This window comes from Kineosporia corallincola, assembly GCF_018499875.1.
In the GTDB taxonomy this organism is placed as follows: Bacteria; Actinomycetota; Actinomycetes; order Actinomycetales; family Kineosporiaceae; genus Kineosporia; species Kineosporia corallincola.
Map to the genome: position 1 here is coordinate 219,364 of NZ_JAHBAY010000002.1, position 17,172 is coordinate 236,535.

Annotated in this window: 6 protein-coding genes; 5 read left to right on the plus strand and 1 reads right to left on the minus strand. The window is 73.5% G+C overall.

The window, feature by feature from the left end; genetic code table 11:
- Nucleotide 1: 1 nt before the first annotated feature.
- Together KIH74_RS05220 and KIH74_RS05225 are read left to right on the plus strand one after the other, a co-directional pair.
- Nucleotides 2-709: a class I SAM-dependent methyltransferase gene (locus KIH74_RS05220; RefSeq protein ID WP_214154612.1), complete on the plus strand. Its 708-nt coding sequence runs from the start codon at nt 2-4 to the stop codon at nt 707-709.
- Nucleotides 706-1,845, plus strand: coding sequence for a hypothetical protein (locus tag KIH74_RS05225; protein ID WP_214154613.1), 1,140 nt, complete (start codon nt 706-708; stop codon nt 1,843-1,845). The genes KIH74_RS05220 and KIH74_RS05225 overlap by 4 nt, the downstream gene beginning before the upstream one ends.
- An 8-nt stretch (nt 1,846-1,853) precedes the next feature.
- On the opposite strand, the gene KIH74_RS05230 is transcribed toward KIH74_RS05225, so the two are convergent.
- Nucleotides 1,854-2,453: a class I SAM-dependent methyltransferase gene (locus KIH74_RS05230; RefSeq protein WP_281417703.1), complete on the minus strand. Its 600-nt coding sequence runs from the start codon at nt 2,451-2,453 to the stop codon at nt 1,854-1,856.
- A 229-nt stretch (nt 2,454-2,682) separates the two neighbouring features.
- Here KIH74_RS05230 and pepN point away from each other — a divergent pair, with 229 nt between their 5' ends.
- From pepN to KIH74_RS37485, 3 genes are all read left to right on the plus strand, one after another.
- Nucleotides 2,683-5,211, plus strand: a complete 2,529-nt coding sequence (pepN, locus tag KIH74_RS05235; protein ID WP_214154615.1) for an aminopeptidase N — start codon at nt 2,683-2,685, stop codon at nt 5,209-5,211.
- A gap of 116 nt (nt 5,212-5,327) precedes the next feature.
- Nucleotides 5,328-7,163, plus strand: a complete 1,836-nt coding sequence (locus KIH74_RS05240) for an alpha-amylase (RefSeq protein ID WP_214154616.1) — start codon at nt 5,328-5,330, stop codon at nt 7,161-7,163.
- A 479-nt stretch (nt 7,164-7,642) separates the two neighbouring features.
- Nucleotides 7,643-16,804 (plus strand): IPT/TIG domain-containing protein, encoded by a 9,162-nt coding sequence (locus tag KIH74_RS37485; RefSeq protein ID WP_214154617.1) that lies wholly within the window; start codon nt 7,643-7,645, stop codon nt 16,802-16,804.
- Nucleotides 16,805-17,172 lie beyond the last annotated feature (368 nt).

Sequence of the window (17,172 nt, forward strand, 5' to 3'; positions counted from 1 at the left end):
CGTGCTGACGCTGGATTACGACCGTCTCGACGTGCGGGCCGGCACACAGCTGCTCGACCTCGGCTGCGGGGAGGGCCGGCACACGTTCGAGGCCTACCGGCGGGGCGCGCACGTGGTCTCGCTCGACCTGAGCCACGCCGACCTGGCCACCACCCGCACCTGGACCGGGGCGATGGACCTGGCGGGCGAGCCGCCGGCCGGCACCCGGACCGCGCCGGTGGTGGGTGATCTGCGGGCACTGCCGCTGCCCGACGCGTCGTTCGACCGGGTGATCGCCTCCGAGGTGCTGGAACACATTGTGGACGACGCGAGCGCGGTGGCCGAGATCGCCCGCGTGCTGAAACCCGGCGGCCTGGCGGCGATCACCGTGCCGCGCTGGCTGCCGGAGCGGATCTGCTGGGCCCTGTCCGACACCTACCACGCCAACGAGGGCGGGCACGTGCGCATCTACCGGGCCTCGGAGCTGGCCGGGCTGTGCCGCGACGCCGGGCTGGAGCACACCGGCACCGGCCACGCACACGCCCTGCACAGCGTGTACTGGTGGCTGAAGTGCTTCTTCGGGATGGAGGACACCCCGATCGTGCGGGCCTGGCACCGCCTGCTGGTGTGGGACATCGTGAAGAAGCCCCGGGCCACCCGGCTGGCCGAGCGGGCGCTGAACCCGCTGATCGGCAAGAGCGTGGTGCTGTACCTGCGTAAACCCGCGTGAGCGGCGCCGTTCCGGAACACCCCGGGCTGCTGAGCGGGGCGCAGGTGCTGGCCACGGCGCGCAGCATCGCCGCCGCCCAGCACGGCGACGGCGCGGTGCCCTGGGAGGCCGGGGCGCACGTGGACGCCTGGGACCACGTGGAGTGCCTGATGGCCCTCGACGTGGCCGGGCTGCGTGGGCAGGCCCGGGCCGGGTACGAGTGGCTGCGGCGCACGCAGCGTGCCGACGGCAGCTGGGCCTCGCGCTACGCCGCCGACGGCACGGTGACCGACGCGACCGGGGAGAGCAACCACGCCGCCTACGTCGCCGTCGGGGTGCTGCACCACTGGCTGGGCGCCGGTGGGGCCGACGGCGAGGAGTTCCTCGCCCGGATGTGGCCGACCGTGCGCCGGGCCCTGGGATTCGTTCTGGGACTGGCCAATCCGGACGGCAGCATCGGCTGGGCGCGCTCGCCGCAGGGGCAGGCGGACCCGACGGCGCTGCTGACCGGCTGCTCCAGCATCCACCACGCCCTGCGCTGCGGGGTGATCCTGGCCCGGCTGACCGGGCGGGACGGCCCGGCCGCGGAGTGGGAGCGGGCCGCCGGCCGGCTGGCGGGGGTGATCGGGGCGCACTGCGAGAGCGCGCCGGGCTCAACGGGTCTGCCGGGCGCGGGCGTCGGGACGACGGCAGAGCGGGCCGGTCTCTCGTCGTCCACCATTTTTGCTGACCGGGGCCGCTTCTCGATGGACTGGTACTACCCGGTGCTCGGCGGGGCCCTGAGCGGTGCCGCCGCCGGCGCGCGGCTGGCCACGCGGCGCGAGGTGTTCGTCGTGGCCGGTTCGGGGATCCGCTGCGTGGCCGACCGGCCCTGGGTGACCGGCGCCGAGACCTGCGAACTGGCGCTCGCGCACACGGTTCTCGGCGAGAACGAGACGGCGGCGCAGCTGGTGGCCGCGATGCAGCACCTGCGTCACGACGACGGCTCGTACTGGACCGGTCTGGTGACGGACGACGGGGTGCGCTGGCCGGTGGAACGCAGCACCTGGACCGGTGCGGCGGTGGTCCTGGCCGTGGACGCCCTGGCCGGGAACACCGCGCGCAGCCTGATCTTCCGGCCCTGGGAGCTGGCGGAGGACCTGCGGATCGCCTCCTGAGCCGGATCTCAGGTGCCGGGGCGCACCCGGCGCAGCAGCCGCAGCGAGTTCGTGCCGGGCAGCTCCTCGTAGTCGCCGGTGTCCAGGGCCGCGCGGTACATCCGGTACGGGGCCTGGCCGCCGTCGGCCGGGTCGGGGAACACGTCGTGGACGGCCAGGGTGCCGCCGACGGCCAGGTGCGGCGCCCAGCACCGCAGGTCACGCTGCGCGGACTCGTCGGTGTGGCTGCCGTCGACGAACAGGAACGCCAGCGGCGTGCCCCAGATCGCGGCCAGGGTCTGGCCGGCGGCGACCACCGCGACCACCACGTCCTCCGCCCCGGCCCCGGCGATCGTGCGGCGGAACGCGGGCAGCGTGTCGATCCGGCCGGTGGCCTCGTCCACCAGGGACGGGTCGTGGTACTCCCAGCCGGGCTGGTGCTCCTCCGAGCCGCGGTGGTGGTCGACCGTGACCACCTGCCGGCCGTTGCGCACGGCCGCCGCGGCCAGGTAGAGCGCGGACTTGCCCATCCAGCTGCCGACCTCCAGCAGCGGGCCGGGCACTCCCTGCTCCGGGGAGGTGGCGGCCAGCGCCGCCCGGTACAGGGCCGTGCCCTCGTCGGGCGGCATGAAACCGGGGGCCGCGGCGGCCGAGGCCAGCAGGTCTGTGGAAGTCGGTGTGGAGACCGGTGCGGAAGTCGGTGTGGGAGTCGGCACGCGGGTGAGCCTAGTGCGACGGGCCGGCCCGCCCTGGCCGGGTTTCCCCCTGCCCGCGGCCGTCGTGAGCGGGTCGAGAGGGTATGAATCGGGCAATTAGGGGGTCGCGCGAATTGTCGGACCCGGCGCATAGGCTTCGGCCATGGCTGGGAACCTGACCCGAGACGAGGCCGCGCAGCGCAGCCGGTTGCTCACCGTCCATTCGTACACCGTCGAGCTCGACCTGACCACGGGCGCGGACACGTTCCGCTCCACCACCGTGGTCCGGTTCGACTGCACCCAGCCCGGGGCGTCCACGTTCGCCGAGATCGCCGAGGCCACCTGCCACGAGATCGACCTGAACGGCACCCCGCTGGCCGCCGACCCGCACGGGCGCATCCCGCTGCCCGGCCTGGCGGCGCACAACACCCTGCGCGTGGTCGCCGACGTCGCCTACTCCACCACCGGCCAGGGCCTGCACCGCTTCACCGACCCGGTCGACGACCGGGTGTACCTGCACAGCCAGTTCGCCACGGCCGACGCGCAGCGCATGTTCGCCTGCTTCGACCAGCCCGACCTGAAGTCGCGCTACGAGTTCACCGTCACCGCCCCCGCCGACTGGGAGGTGGTCTCCAACAGCAGCCCCGTCACGGTCGAGACGGCCGACGGGGCACGGCGCTGGCAGTTCGCCCCCACCCCGGTGCTGTCCACCTACCTCACCGCCGTGGTCGCCGGCCCCTACCACGTGGTGGCGGACGAGTACCGCGGCACGGTCGACGGCGAGGAGGTGGTCATCCCAATGCGCGCCCTGTGCCGGCAGTCGCTGGCCCCGCACTTCGACGCCGAGGAGATTCTCGACGTCACCCGCCGCGGCCTCGACTTCTTCCAGGCCGCGTTCGGCATGGCCTACCCGTTCGGCAAGTACGACCAGGCGTTCGTGCCCGAGTTCAACCTCGGCGCCATGGAGAACCCCGGCTGCGTCACCTTCACCGAGACCTACGTGTTCCGCTCGCGGGTCACCGACGCCGAGCACGAGCGCCGGGCCTCCACCGTCCTGCACGAGATGTCGCACATGTGGTTCGGCGACCTGGTCACCATGAGCTGGTGGGACGACCTGTGGCTGAACGAGTCGTTCGCCACCTACGCCGCCGCCCTGGCCCAGAGCAGCGCCACCCGCTGGGCCGACGCCTGGGCCACCTTCGCCGACGCGGCCAAGGCCCGCGCCTGCCGCCAGGACCAGCTCTCCACCACGCACCCGATCGCCGCCGACATCGTCGACATCCGCTCGATGGAGGTGAACTTCGACGCGATCACCTACCAGAAGGGCGCGTCGGTGCTGAAGCAGCTGGTCGCCACGATCGGCACCGACACCTTCCTGGCCGCGCTGCGCCGCTACTTCGTGCGGCACGCCTGGGGCGTCGCCACCCTGGCCGACCTGCTCGCCGCCCTCACCGAGCAGACCGGCCGCGACATGACGGACTGGTCGGCGCAGTGGCTGGAGACCACCGGCCCGAACACCCTGCGGGCCGAGTTCACCCTCGACGAGTCCGGCGCGTTCAGCAGTTTCGCCGTCGTGCAGGGCGCCGACCCGCAGCACCCCACGCTGCGCTCGCACCGGATCGCCATCGGCCTGTACGACGAGAAGGCCGGTGAACTGGTGCGCCGGCACCGCGTCGAACTCGACGTGGCCGGGCCCCGCACCGAGGTGCCCGAGCTGCTCGGCCAGGCCCGCGGCGACCTGGTGCTGGTGAACGACGACGACCTGACCTACGCCAAGGTCCGGCTCGACGAGGCCTCGCTGCACACCGTGCTCACCGGCATCGGCCGCATCGGCGACCCGCTGGCCCAGGCCGTGTGCTGGGGCATCGCCTGGGACATGCTGCGCGACGGCGAGCTGCCCCCGGCCCGCTACGCCCAGCTGGTGCTGGCCGGCGTGAACACGGTGGCCAGCGCGGCCATCCGGCGCAACCTGCTCGACCAGGCGGTCGCGGCCACCCGGCACTACCTGCCCGCCGGCCGGCGCGAGGCCGGGCTCACCGCCCTGGCCGCCGGGCTGCTCGACCTGGCCGGCACGGCCGCGCCCGGCTCACACGAACAGCTCGCCTACGTGCGGGCGTTCGCCTCCGGCGCCGCCTCGCCCGAGCAGCTGGCGGTGCTCGAGGGACTGCTGTCCGGCACGGCCAACCTGCCCGGGCTGGTCGTCGACACCGACCTGCGCTGGAGCCTGCTGCGTCGGCTGGTCACCACCGGCCGCGGCACCCAGCAGCAGATCGACGCCGAGCTGCGCCGCGACCCCACCGACAAGGGCCGCTCACAGGCCGCCGCCTGCGCCGCGGCGATTCCCACGCCCGAGGCGAAAACCGCTGCCTGGCATGCCTTCGTCGCCGGTGAACAGCCGCTCGGCACGCTCGGCTCGGCGCTCGCGGGCTTCCACGCCCCCGAGCACGCACAGCTCACCGAGGGCTGGGCGCAGGCCTACTTCGACGTGCTCACCAACGTGGCCGACACCTGGCCGAGCGAGCGCACCCAGACCTTCGCCAAGGGCGCCTACCCGCCCGCGCAGGCCCGGGCCGACCTGCCCGCGCTGACCGAGCAGTACCTGGCCGAGGCTCAGCCCCCGGCCTGGCTGGCGCGGCTGGTGCGTGAGGGGCGCGACGAGGTGGTGCGGGCGCGGCACATTCTGGCCGGGTGAGTGGCCGGGTGAGTGGCCGGCTGAGTGGCTGGGTAGGCCGCCGGCGGAAGACTGTTCTCGCTTCGTGATTTCGGGATTACTCTTCGTGGGGTCAACGTCGACCCCGGGGGAGTTGCATGTCTGCCCAACGTCCCACCCATCGGTCCGCCCAGCAGTCCACCCAGCAGTCCGCCGGGCACGCCACGCCGTCGTCCGCGCGCCCGGCCACACCGTCGGCCGGTCACCTGCCCGGGTCCTCGCCCGGGTACGCGGCCGGATCCCCGCCGAGTCACTCGCCCGGGAACGCGCCCGGGAACTCACCTGGGCATTCGGCTGGGCGTTCACCCGGGCATTCGGCCACGCGAAGGTCCACGCAGGGGTCCGGCCAGGCGCCCGACGGTCACCCGGCGCAGCGTCCCGGGCGCCGGGCGTCCCGGGCCGCCCGCCCGGTGCTGGCCGCGCTGGCCGTGGTCGCGGCGGTCGGCCTGTCGGTGGCCGGGGTCTCGGCCGTGGACGGGCTGGGCGGCACCCGCGAGCCCGGGATCACGCCGCTGAAGGCGTCGGGACGCTCGGACGTGATGGCGAATCTGTTCGAGTGGAACTGGAACTCGGTGGCGTCGGAGTGCACGCGGGTACTGGGCCCGGCCGGGTACGCCGGGGTGCAGGTGTCGCAGCCGGCCGACTCGCTCAGGCGCACGGCGCTGGGCGACGGCAGCGACACCGTGCTGCATCCGTGGTGGGAGATCTATCAGCCGGTCTCCTACGAGCTGACCAGCCGGATGGGCACCGAGGCCGAGTTCCGCGCGATGGTGCGGACCTGCCGCGCGGCGGGCGTGAAGGTGTACGTCGACGCGGTGGTCAATCACATGACCGGGCAGGGGTCGGTGTCGTACGGGGGCACCGAGTACAGCCACTTCGCCTACGACGGGCTGTACGACGCGGCGGACTTCCACCACCGGGGTGAGGAGTGTTCGTCGTCCACCGGTGGGATCGAGGACTTCAACAACCTGCGGCAGGTGCGTTACTGCGAGCTGGTCGGGCTGGCCGACCTGGACACCTCCGACCCGCACGTGCGCGACACCCTGGCGGCCTACCTGAACAAGCTTCTGGGCTACGGGGTCTCGGGGTTCCGGGTGGACGCCGCCAAGCACGTCGGGCAGGACGACCTGATCGCCCTGCGCAAGAAGCTGCACCGCACCGTCGACGGCGACCGGCCCTACGTGGCGCTGGAGGTGTTCGGCGGGGGACCGGGGTCGCTGTCGCCGCAGGCGTTCACCGAGGCCGGGTCGGCGGTGCTCGGGCTGGACGCCGACATCCAGATCAAGAACGCGTTCAAGAGCTACCCGGCCGACGGCACCGGAAGCCTGGCCACCCTGCGCGACTTCGGCGAGGGCTCGGGACTGACCCCGGGGGACAAGACGCTGAGCTTCGTGCAGAACCACGACACCGAGCGCAACGGCGACTCGCTCAACTACAAGGACGGCGCCACCAACCTGCTCGCCCAGCAGTTCCTGCTCGCCTACGGCTACGGAACCCCGCAGGTCTACAGCAGTTTCGCCTGGGAGACCACGGACGCCTCCCCACCGTCCGGCAAGGACGGCCTGATCACCGACACCGACTGCTCGGACGCCGCCTGGGTGTGCGTGCACGCCGACGCGGCGGTCACCGGGATGGTCGGGTTCCACAACCGGGTGGGCGACGCCGCGGTGCGCAACTGGTGGGACGACGGTGGGAACCTGATCGCGTTCGGTCGCGGCCGGGCGGGCTGGGTGGCGCTGAACAACGACCGGGCCGCGCACACCCGCACGTTCTCCACCGGCCTGCCCGCCGGGACGTACTGCAACGTGACCACCGGTGTGGCCCGGGGCGGCCGCTGCTCGGGCCCGACGGTGCGGGTGGCCGGCGACGGCACGGCCGAGGTGACCGTGCCGGCCAAGGGCGCGGTGGCGTTCACCCGGGCCGACCGGGTCTGACAGCGCCAGAAAGTGGGGACGCGCGGGATCCGGCCCTGAGTGCCGGGTCTCGCGCCTGCCACACGGGTTCCGTGGCCCGGCCTCCCATGTCCTCACCTGCTCCGTTCGCCAGACCCCGTGCAGATCCCGTGCAGATCCCGGGCCAACGGCTGGGTTTGCCGCACGCGTCCCGTCGTCATCTGTTTGGCTCCCGCGACACGCCGCGTTAATTACCTCTCTGTAATTCCAGAGTTACCTAGAGTCACCCATGCTGCAATGGGGAAATCTGGGGGAACTGACGAATGCGCGCGTGGGTCAACAGGCTCGGCGATAACAGGCTGGTAGCGAAATGGCGGGGAACGGCGTCCGCCGACCTGACGCAAGGAGCCGGGCATTCACCCGCCGACCAGCGTCCCCCCGCTGGCGACGGTTCCCCGGCAGGCACCTCTCCAGCGGGCAACCGTTCACCAGGCAACCGCCCAGCAGCCACCGGCCGCCCCGTGCGTACCGCCACGGCCCGCGGCCTGGTCGGCCTGCTGATGGCCGGGGTGCTGATCCCGGCCGGCGCGCAGAGCGGCTCGGCGTTCAGCGGCACCGTCATCTCCAACGCCAACGTGCTCAACGGCAGCGTGAAACTCCTCGCCGCGGCCACGGTGAACATCACCAGCGTGGTGAAGTCCGAGTATCCCGGCACCCCCTCCAACCAGGCCGCCAACCTCTCCGGCCTGGGCATCGACACCGTGGCCTCGGCCGGCCTGGTCAACAGCGCCGCCACCGCCGACCCGCTCTACGACCGGGCCAACTCCAGCGCCGACCTGGCCAGCCTGAACGTCGCCAGCGGCCTGATCTCCCTGGGCCCGACGCACTCGCAGTGCGCCGCCACCGGCAGCGGGGTGACCGGCTCGTCCACCGTCACCGGCCTGTCGCTGGGCGGCGGCCTGAGCCTGGGCGCGGCCGTCCCGACCGGCGTCATCCCCGCCAACTACACCATCCCGCTGACCCTGGCGGGACTGACCGCCGGGTCGCTGATCCTCAACTACCAGGACTCCACCAACCAGGGCTCCGGGCAGTACGCGAAGAAGGTCATCGCCGTGCGCGCCGTGATCAGCGCCGCCGGCCTGGCCAACGTCAACCTCGACATCGGCACCAGCGAGTGCGGCACCTCGGTGCCCACCACTCCCGCGGTCAGCGCCATCACCCCGGTCAAGGGCGGTGAGCCGGGCGGCACCAGCGTCACCGTGACCGGCACCGGCTTCCTCGGCACCACCGACGTGAAGTTCGGCGCCACCAGTGCCACCAGCTACACCATCAACTCGCTGACCAGCATCACGGCCATCGCCCCGGCCGGCACCGGCACCGTCGACGTGCGCGTGGTGAACCCGGCCGGCACCTCGGCCAACACCGCCGCCGACGACTTCACCTATGTGCCGAAACCGGTGATCACCTCGATCACCCCGGTCCGCGGCCCCACCGCCGGCGGCACCACCGTCACGATCACCGGCACCAGCCTGGCCAACGCCACCGCCGTCAGCTTCGGCGGCACCGCGGCCACCAGCTTCAGCGCGGACAGCGCCACCCAGGTCACCGCCGTCGCCCCGGCCGGGTCGGCCGGCCAGATCGACGTACGCGTCACCACCGCCGGCGGCCAGTCCGACGTGGTCACCGCCGACCAGTACACCTACGTCGCGGCACCGGCCGTCACCAGCATCTCCCCGGCCGTCGGCGCGCTCGCGGGCGGCACCGTCGTGACCGTCACCGGCACCGGCCTGGCCAACGCGACGTCGGTGAAGTTCGGCACCGCGACCGGCACGATCACCGCCAACACCGGCACGAGCATCACCGTCACCTCCCCGGCCGGCAGCGCGGGCACGGTCGACCTCACGGTCACCACCGCCGGCGGTACCTCGGCCAACACCGCGAACGACGACTTCACCTACATCGGCCAGCCCACCGTCACCGCGGTCAGCCCGGGCACCGGCCCGGCCGCCGGTGGCACCTCCGTCACGATCACCGGCACCGGTTTCGCCGGGCTCTCGGGCGCCTCGGCGGTGCAGTTCGGTGGCACGAATGCGACCGGCTACACGGTGAACTCGGCCACGAGCATCACCGCGACCGCCCCGGCGGGCAGCGCCGGCACGGTCGACGTGACCGTGACCAACCCGGCCGGCACGTCCGCGGCCTCGGCCGCCGACCAGTTCACCTACATCGCCCTGCCCACGGTGAGCGGGGTCAGCCCGGCCACCGGCCCGACCGCGGGCGGCAACACCGTGACCGTCACCGGCACCGGCTTCACCGGCGCCACCCAGGTGGCGTTCGGGGCGAACAACGGCTCGGGACTCAGCGTGGTCAACGCGACCACCCTGACCGTCACCGTGCCGGCCGGCACCGGGACGGCGGACGTGCGGGTCACCACCCCCGGCGGCACCTCGGCGAACACCGCGGCCGACAACTACGTCTACGCGGGATCGCCCACGGTGACCGGGATCTCGCCGTCCGCGGGCCCGGTCGCGGGCGGCACCAGCGTCGTCCTCACCGGCACCAACCTGACCGGGACCACGGCCGTGAGCTTCGGGGGGACGCCCGCGGCCGGCTTCACCGTGAACAGCGCCACCCAGATCACCGCGACCACGCCCGCGGGCAGCGCGGGCCCGGCGGCCGTGGCCGTCACCACCCCCGGCGGCAGTTTCACCACCACCGGCGCCAACCGGTTCACCTACACCGCCGCCCCGGTGATCACGTCGCTGTCACCCAGTAGCGTGCCCGCCGCCGGCGGACTGGCGATGACGATCAGCGGCTCCAACTTCACCGGGATGACGTCGGTGAGGATCGACGGCCAGAGCGTCGTCGGGGTCCTGGTCAACGACTCCACGATCACTGTGGCCCTGATCCCCGCGCACGCGGTCGGCCCGGCCGACGTCACCGTGACCACCACCAACGGCGGAACCAGCGCGGCCACCTCGGCCGCGGTGCTCACCTACGTCGGGCAGCCCACGCTGACGTCGGTCTCGCCGAACTCCGGCCCGATGGCCGGCGGTAACACCGTGACGCTGACCGGCGCCGGGTTCACCAACGTGGACAGCGTGAACTTCGGCGCCCAGGGCGCCACGTTCACCAAGGTCTCGGACACCCAGATCACCGCGACCGTGCCCAGCAGCCTGGCCGGGCAGACGGTCAACGTGAGCGTGACCAGCCTGGCCTACGGGATCTCCGGCACCCGGCCCTACACCTACGTCGCCGCGCCGGTCGTCACGGGCCTGAGCCCGAACTCCGGCCCGGAGGCCGGCGGGCGCACCGTGACGATCAGCGGCAGCGGCTTCACCGGTGCCACCGGGGTGTCGTTCGGCGGCACCCCGGTCCCGGTCGGCCAGCTGACGGTCAGCAGCGACAGCAGCATCACCGTGACCGCCCCGCCCGGAACGGCCGGCACCGTGGTGGTCACGGTCACCGCCCCGGGCGGCACCTCCGGGAACGTGCTGGGTGCCAGCAACTTCACCTACGTCGCGGCTCCGGTGGTCAGCGGGATCAGCCCGAACACCGGCGCCACCGCCGGCGACCCGCTGACCGGGATCACCATCTCCGGCTCCGGTTTCAGCGGCGCCACCAGCGTGGACTTCGGCGGCACCGCCGTCACCCCGCTGTCGGTCACGAACACCCAGATCACGCTGCTCGGGTTCCCGGCTCATGCCACCGGCCCGGTGTACGTGCGGGTGACCACGCCCAACGGCGGTACCAGCGCGCAGACCGCGTCGTCGGTGTTCACCTACGTCGGCACCCCGACCCTCACGTCCATCACCCCGGACACCGGCCCGGTCGGCGGCGGTGGTGACGTGGTGCTCACCGGAACCGGTTTCACCAACGCCACCTCCGTGCAGTTCGGCGCGACGGCGGGCACCAACCTGCGCAAGGACTCCGACACCCAGATCACCGTGCAGGTCCCGTCCGGCGTCACGGCCGGCACCCGCAACGTCACCGTGGTCTCCAGCTACGGCACCTCGAACGCACAGACCTACACCTACGCGGCCCTGCCGGTGCTGACGTCGCTCACCCCGGGCACCGGCACGATCGCCGGCGGCACCACGGTCACGCTGACCGGTACCGGGTTCACCGGGGCGACCGACGTCAGATTCGGGACGACGTCAGCACCGGGACCGATCACCGTGAGCGGGCCCACCAGCATCACCGTGACCACCCCCGCGCACGCGGCGGGCACGGTACCGGTCACCGTGACCGGCCCCGGCGGCACGTCGGTGACGGTCCCGGTCGCGGGTGACTTCACCTTCGTCGCCCAGCCGGTGGTCACCGCGGTCAGCCCGGCCGCCGGCCCGACCACCGGGGGCACCTCCGTCACCGTCACCGGCAGCGGATTCCTGACCGCGAGCGGGGCGGCCGCGGTGAAGTTCGGCGGCACCGACGCCACCAGCTACACCGTGGTCGGCGACACCACGATCACCGCCGTCACCCCGGCCCACGGGGCGGGCGCCGCCGATGTCACGGTGACCACCGCCGACGGCGGAACCAGCGCCGCCGGAACGGTCTTCACCTATCTCGGTGCCCCGGCCGTGACCGGCCTGAGCCCGTCGAGCGGGTCGGTGACCGGCAACAACACGGTCACCGTCACCGGCGCCGGGTTCACCCCGGGCAGCACCGTGGCCTTCGGCGCCATCCCGGCGACCGTGGTGGCGGTGAACGGCACGACCGGGATCACGGTCACCGCGCCGGCCGGCACCGGAACGGTGGACGTCCGGGTCACCACGGCGGGCGGTGTCTCACCGAACACGGGTGCGGACGACTACACCTACGTGGGCACCCCGGTGGTCTCCGGCCTGTCCCCGATCGCGGGCGACGCCGGTGGCGGTGAGCAGGTCAGCATCACCGGCTCCGGGTTCATCGGGGTGACCGGCGTCGACTTCGGCGGCACCGCGGCCACCACGGTGGACCGGCGCAGCGACACGCTGATCGTGGCGACCACCCCGGCGCACGCGGCCGGAGCCGTCAACGTGCACGTCACCACCACCCTCGGCGGCACCTCGGCCGACGCCCCGGCCAACCGGTACACGTTCGTGGCCGGCCCGGCCGTCACCGGCATCGCCCCGTCCTCCGGCAGCACTGCCGGCGGAACCCTGGTCACGGTCAGCGGTTCCGGGTTCACCGGCGCCACCGGGGTGCGGTTCGGCAACCTGGCCGCGGGCAGCCCGACCGTGGTCAACGACAACCAGATCACGGCGGTGGCCCCGGCCGGCGCGGCCGGCACCGTGCACGTCACGGTGACCGGCGTGTACGCCACCTCGCCGGCCGTCAGCGCCGACCAGTTCACCTACCTGGCCGGGCCCACCGTCACCGGTGTCGCCCCCGACTCCGGCCCGGCCGGCGGCGCGACCCTGGTGACGATCAGCGGCACCGGCTTCACCGCCGGCTCCACCGTGGCGTTCGGCGCCAACGCCGGCACCGGCGTGCAGTTCGTCAGTGACACCCAGCTGCGCGTCACCTCACCGGCCGGCGGCGCCGGGGTGGTGGACGTCGCGGTCACCACCCCGGGCGGCACCTCCGACGTCTCGGGCACCCGGGACGACTTCCGGTACGTGGGGACGCCGACGGTCACCTCCGTGGCACCGGTTTCCGGGGCGGTGGCCGGGGGCGACACGGTCGTCGTCACCGGCACCCAGTTCTACGACGTCACCGGCGTGACCTTCGGTGGCGCGGCGGCCACCGGTGTCACCCGGGACAGTGCCACCCAGCTGACCGTGACCACCCCGGCGCACGCCGCCGGGGCGGTGGACGTGGAGGTCACCACGGCCTCGGGCGGCACCTCGGCCCCGGCCTCCTTCACCTACGAGCCGCTGCCGACCGTCACCGCGGTCAGCCCGGACACCGGCGGCACCGGCGGCGGCACCGTCGTCACCCTCACCGGCAGCGGCCTGACCAACGCCACGCAGGTGTACTTCGGCACCGTGGCGGCGCAGTCCTTCACCGTGGACTCGGACAGCCAGATCACCGCCACCAGCCCGGCGATGGGCATGCCCGGCACGTTCCACGTCACCGTCGAGGGCCCGTTCGGCACCTCCGCGGCGACCGCGACGGACGGGTTCACCTACGCCGGCGCGCCGACGCTCACCTCGCTCAACCCGGCCCGCGGCGCGCTCGGCGGCGGCACCGTGGTCACGGTGATCGGCCAGGGCTTCACCAGCGCCTCGGAGATCCTGATCGACGGGACGCCGGTGGCGGCCTCGGCGGTCACCTTCGTCAGCGCCACGCAGCTGCGGCTGACCACCCCGGCGCACGCGGCCGGCTCGGTGCAGGTGGCGGTGCGCACCGCCTCCGGCACCTCGGGGACCACACCGTTCGTCTTCGTCGACATCCCCTCGATCACGTCGGTGACCCCGGACCGGGGCGGCGAGCGCGGCGGCACGGCCGTGGTGGTGCGGGGCACCGGGTTCGACTCGGCCACCGGGGTCAGCTTCGGCCCGGACACCGCGTCGTTCGCGATCGTCAGCCCGACCGAGATCCACACCACGTCGCCGGGCGGTACCGGCACGGTGAGCGTGCGGATCACGAACGACGGCGGGACCTCGCAGTCCACCGCGCAGACGGCGTTCCAGTACCTGCCCGCGCCGGCCGTCACCGGTCTCTCGCCGTCCGTGGGTGCCCTGACCGGAGGCGCTCAGGTGACCATCGACGGCACCGGGTTCACCAGCGACGCGAGCGTGAAGTTCGGTGCGCTCAGCGCGGCCGTGACGTTCGTGAGCACCACCCGGCTGACGGCGACGGTGCCGGTGGCCACCTCGTCCGGCTCCGTCGACGTGGTGGTGACCACGCCCAACGGTGACTCGGCCACGGCCGGCACGGTGAACGACTTCACCTATGTGACAACGCCTTCCGTCACCGGGTTGAGCCCGGCCAGCGGCCCGTCCGGCGGCGGCACGGTGGTGACGGTCAGCGGCAGCGACTTCACCGGCGCCACGGCCGTGTTCTTCGGCACGGTGGCGGCCGCGAGCTTCACGGTGAGCAGCGACGGCAGCATCACGGCGACCGCCCCGGCGGGTGCGGCGGGCCCGGTCGACGTGACGGTGACCGGCCCGGCGGGCACCTCGGCCACCTCGCCGTCCTCGCGGTTCAGCTACCTGGCCACGCCGGTGGTGGGCGGGGTCTCGCCGTCCAGCGGTGCGGTGGCCGGTGGCACGCTGGTGACGCTCAGCGGCAGCGGTTTCACCGGGGCGACGGCCGTGTTCTTCGGCGCGGTCGCGGCGACGGGCTTCACGGTGAACTCGGACGGCAGCATCACGGCCACGGCCCCGGCGGGTGCGGCGGGCACGGTCGACGTGACGGTGACCGGCCCGGCGGGCACCTCGGCCACCTCGCCGTCGTCCCGTTTCCAGTACGTGGCCGCGGCGCCGGTGCCCACGGTGGGCGGTGTCTCGCCGTCCACCGGCTCGTCGGGCGGCGGCACCCAGGTGACGATCAGCGGCAGCGGGTTCAGCGGTGCCACGGCCGTGTTCTTCGGCTCGGTGGCGGCGACGGGCTTCACGGTGAACTCGGACGGCAGCATCACGGCGACCGCCCCGGCGGGCACCGTGGGCACGGTCGACGTCACCGTGGTCACCCCGGGCGGCACCTCGGCCACCTCGTCGTCGGCGCGGTTCCAGTACGTGTCGGCGCCGCCGGTCCCGGCGGTCAGCGGGATCTCGCCGGCCACCGGCCCGGCCGGCACGGTGGTGACGATCAGCGGCAGCGGGTTCACCGGCGCCACCACCGTGTACTTCGGCACGGTCGCGGTGACGGCGTTCACGGTGAACCCGGACGGCACGATCACGGTGACCGCCCCGACCGGGGTCACCGGCACGGCCGACATCACCGTGACCGGCCCGGGCGGCACCTCGGCGCCCTCGCCGTCGGCACGGTTCCAGTACACGAGCGCGCCGCTGGCCCCGGCGGTCACCGGTCTCTCACCGGACAACGGCCCGGTGGCCGGCGGCACCACGGTGACGATCACCGGCACCGGGTTCACCGGCGCCACCCAGGTGACGTTCGGGGGCACGGCGGCGGCGAGCTTCACCGTGGTCGACGACACCACGATCACCGCGCTCACCCCGGCCGGGCAGGCCGGTGACCGCGCGGTGCGGGTGGTCACGCCGGTCGGCACGTCGCCGGTCAGCGCGGCCGCGACCTACACCTACACGGCGGCGCCGGGCGTCACCGCGGTGTCGCCCTACGCCGGCACCACCGCCGGCGGCACCCGGGTGACGATCACCGGCACCCGGCTGACCGGGGCCACCGCGGTGACGTTCGACGGCATCACGGTGGCGCCGACGGTGACCGATGACACCACCCTGACCGCCGTCACCCCGGCGCACGCGGCCGGCCCGGTCGACGTCACGGTGACCGGGCCCACCGGCACCGGCACCCTGACCCAGGGCTACCGCTACGTGGCGCCAGGCTCGGCGCCGGTGCTCACGGCGGTGACGCCCTCGCGCGGCCCGGCCGCCGGGGGTGACACGGTGACCCTGAGCGGCGTCGGGCTGACCGGTGCGAGTGCGGTGACGCTGGGTGGCACGAGCGTGTCGTTCACCGTGGTCAGCGACACCGAGATCACCCTCACCGTGCCGATCAACGGCACCGGCACAGCGGTTTTCCGGGTCACCACGGCCAACGGCACGAGCACGGACGACGTCAGTTACACCTATGTGCCGCTGACCGAGCTGCCGCAGATCACGTCGATCACCCCGGAGGTGGGGCCGGTCGCGGGCGGCACCGTGCTGACGATCAGCGGGTCGAACTTCGACGAGCAGACCACGGTCGCGTTCGACGGGGTGCCGGGTGAGGGCGTCACCCTCGGCCCGGACGTCGGCGGGGCGGGCCTGCGCGGTGCGGCGGTGCCGGCCGGGATCCGGGCGGCGTACTCGAACACGCTGACCGTGCTCTCACCGGCCCACGCCCAGGGCCCGGTCACCGTGACGGTGACCAACGCGGCCGGGACGATCAGCTTCGTGCAGGCCTTCACGTTCATCCCGCAGCCGTCGGCGGCCGCGTTCACGGTGGAGGTGGTCACCGGGTCGACGTCGGTGATCGCGCCGCGCGGCCCGGAGTACGCCGGGCTGACGGTGGACGCCTGCGGCAGCCCGACCGGGCCGGGCACCGTGACGGTCGGCGCCCGCAGCCTGTCGTGCGTGTACACCGCGCCCGACGCGGTGGGTACCGACAGTTTCACGATCACCGCCACCGACGTGCTCGGGCAGTCGGTCACCCAGACCGCCCAGGTGACGATCGTGGCCGCCGACGGCGGCGGCGGTACCGGGACCGGTGGTGAGGGTGGCAACGACTCCGGTGACGGCGACGGCGGCGGGGGCACGGGGACCGGTGGTGAGGGTGGCAACGACTCCGGTGACGGCGACGGCGACGGCGACGGCGGCGGGGGCACGGGGACCGGTGGTGAGGGCGGCAACGACTCCGGTGACGGTGCCGGGTCGGGTGCCGGGGCGGGTTCCGGCTCGGGCGACGGCGGGCTGGCTTTCACCGGGACGCCGTACTTCCTGGTGCCGGCGATCGGGCTGGGCTTCCTGCTGATCATGGCGGGCACCGGCCTGGTGAGCGTCGACGCGCTGCGTCGCACCGAGCAGACCGGGCGTGCCGGGCGTGCCGGGCGCGGGGAGCGCGGGCACCGGGGGTGATCCGGAAGGGGACGGCAGTCCGGCCGCGAGGCCGGGCCGCCGCCTGTCCCGGCACTCGCGCTGCCCGGCCGCTGCCCGGCCCGGCCGCTGCTCGGTGCGGGCCGGCGACGGTCTCCGCGTCCGGCCTGGCAGTGACCCGCTGACCCGCTGAGCTGAATCTGGAGACCGATCCGACGGTGGTCGTCCCGGAACCGATCTCCGTCCTGAGACGGATGTCGGGGCCGGTCCGCCTGCCTAGGGTGGCCGACGTGGCAGGGCGAATGTGGGGACGGCGACGACGGCGGCAGGCACCACGGCCACCTGCATGGTTGTCGTCCTGGACACCCACCTGGCCGGAGCGGCTCCGGCCAGGGCTGCGGTGGCCTCGT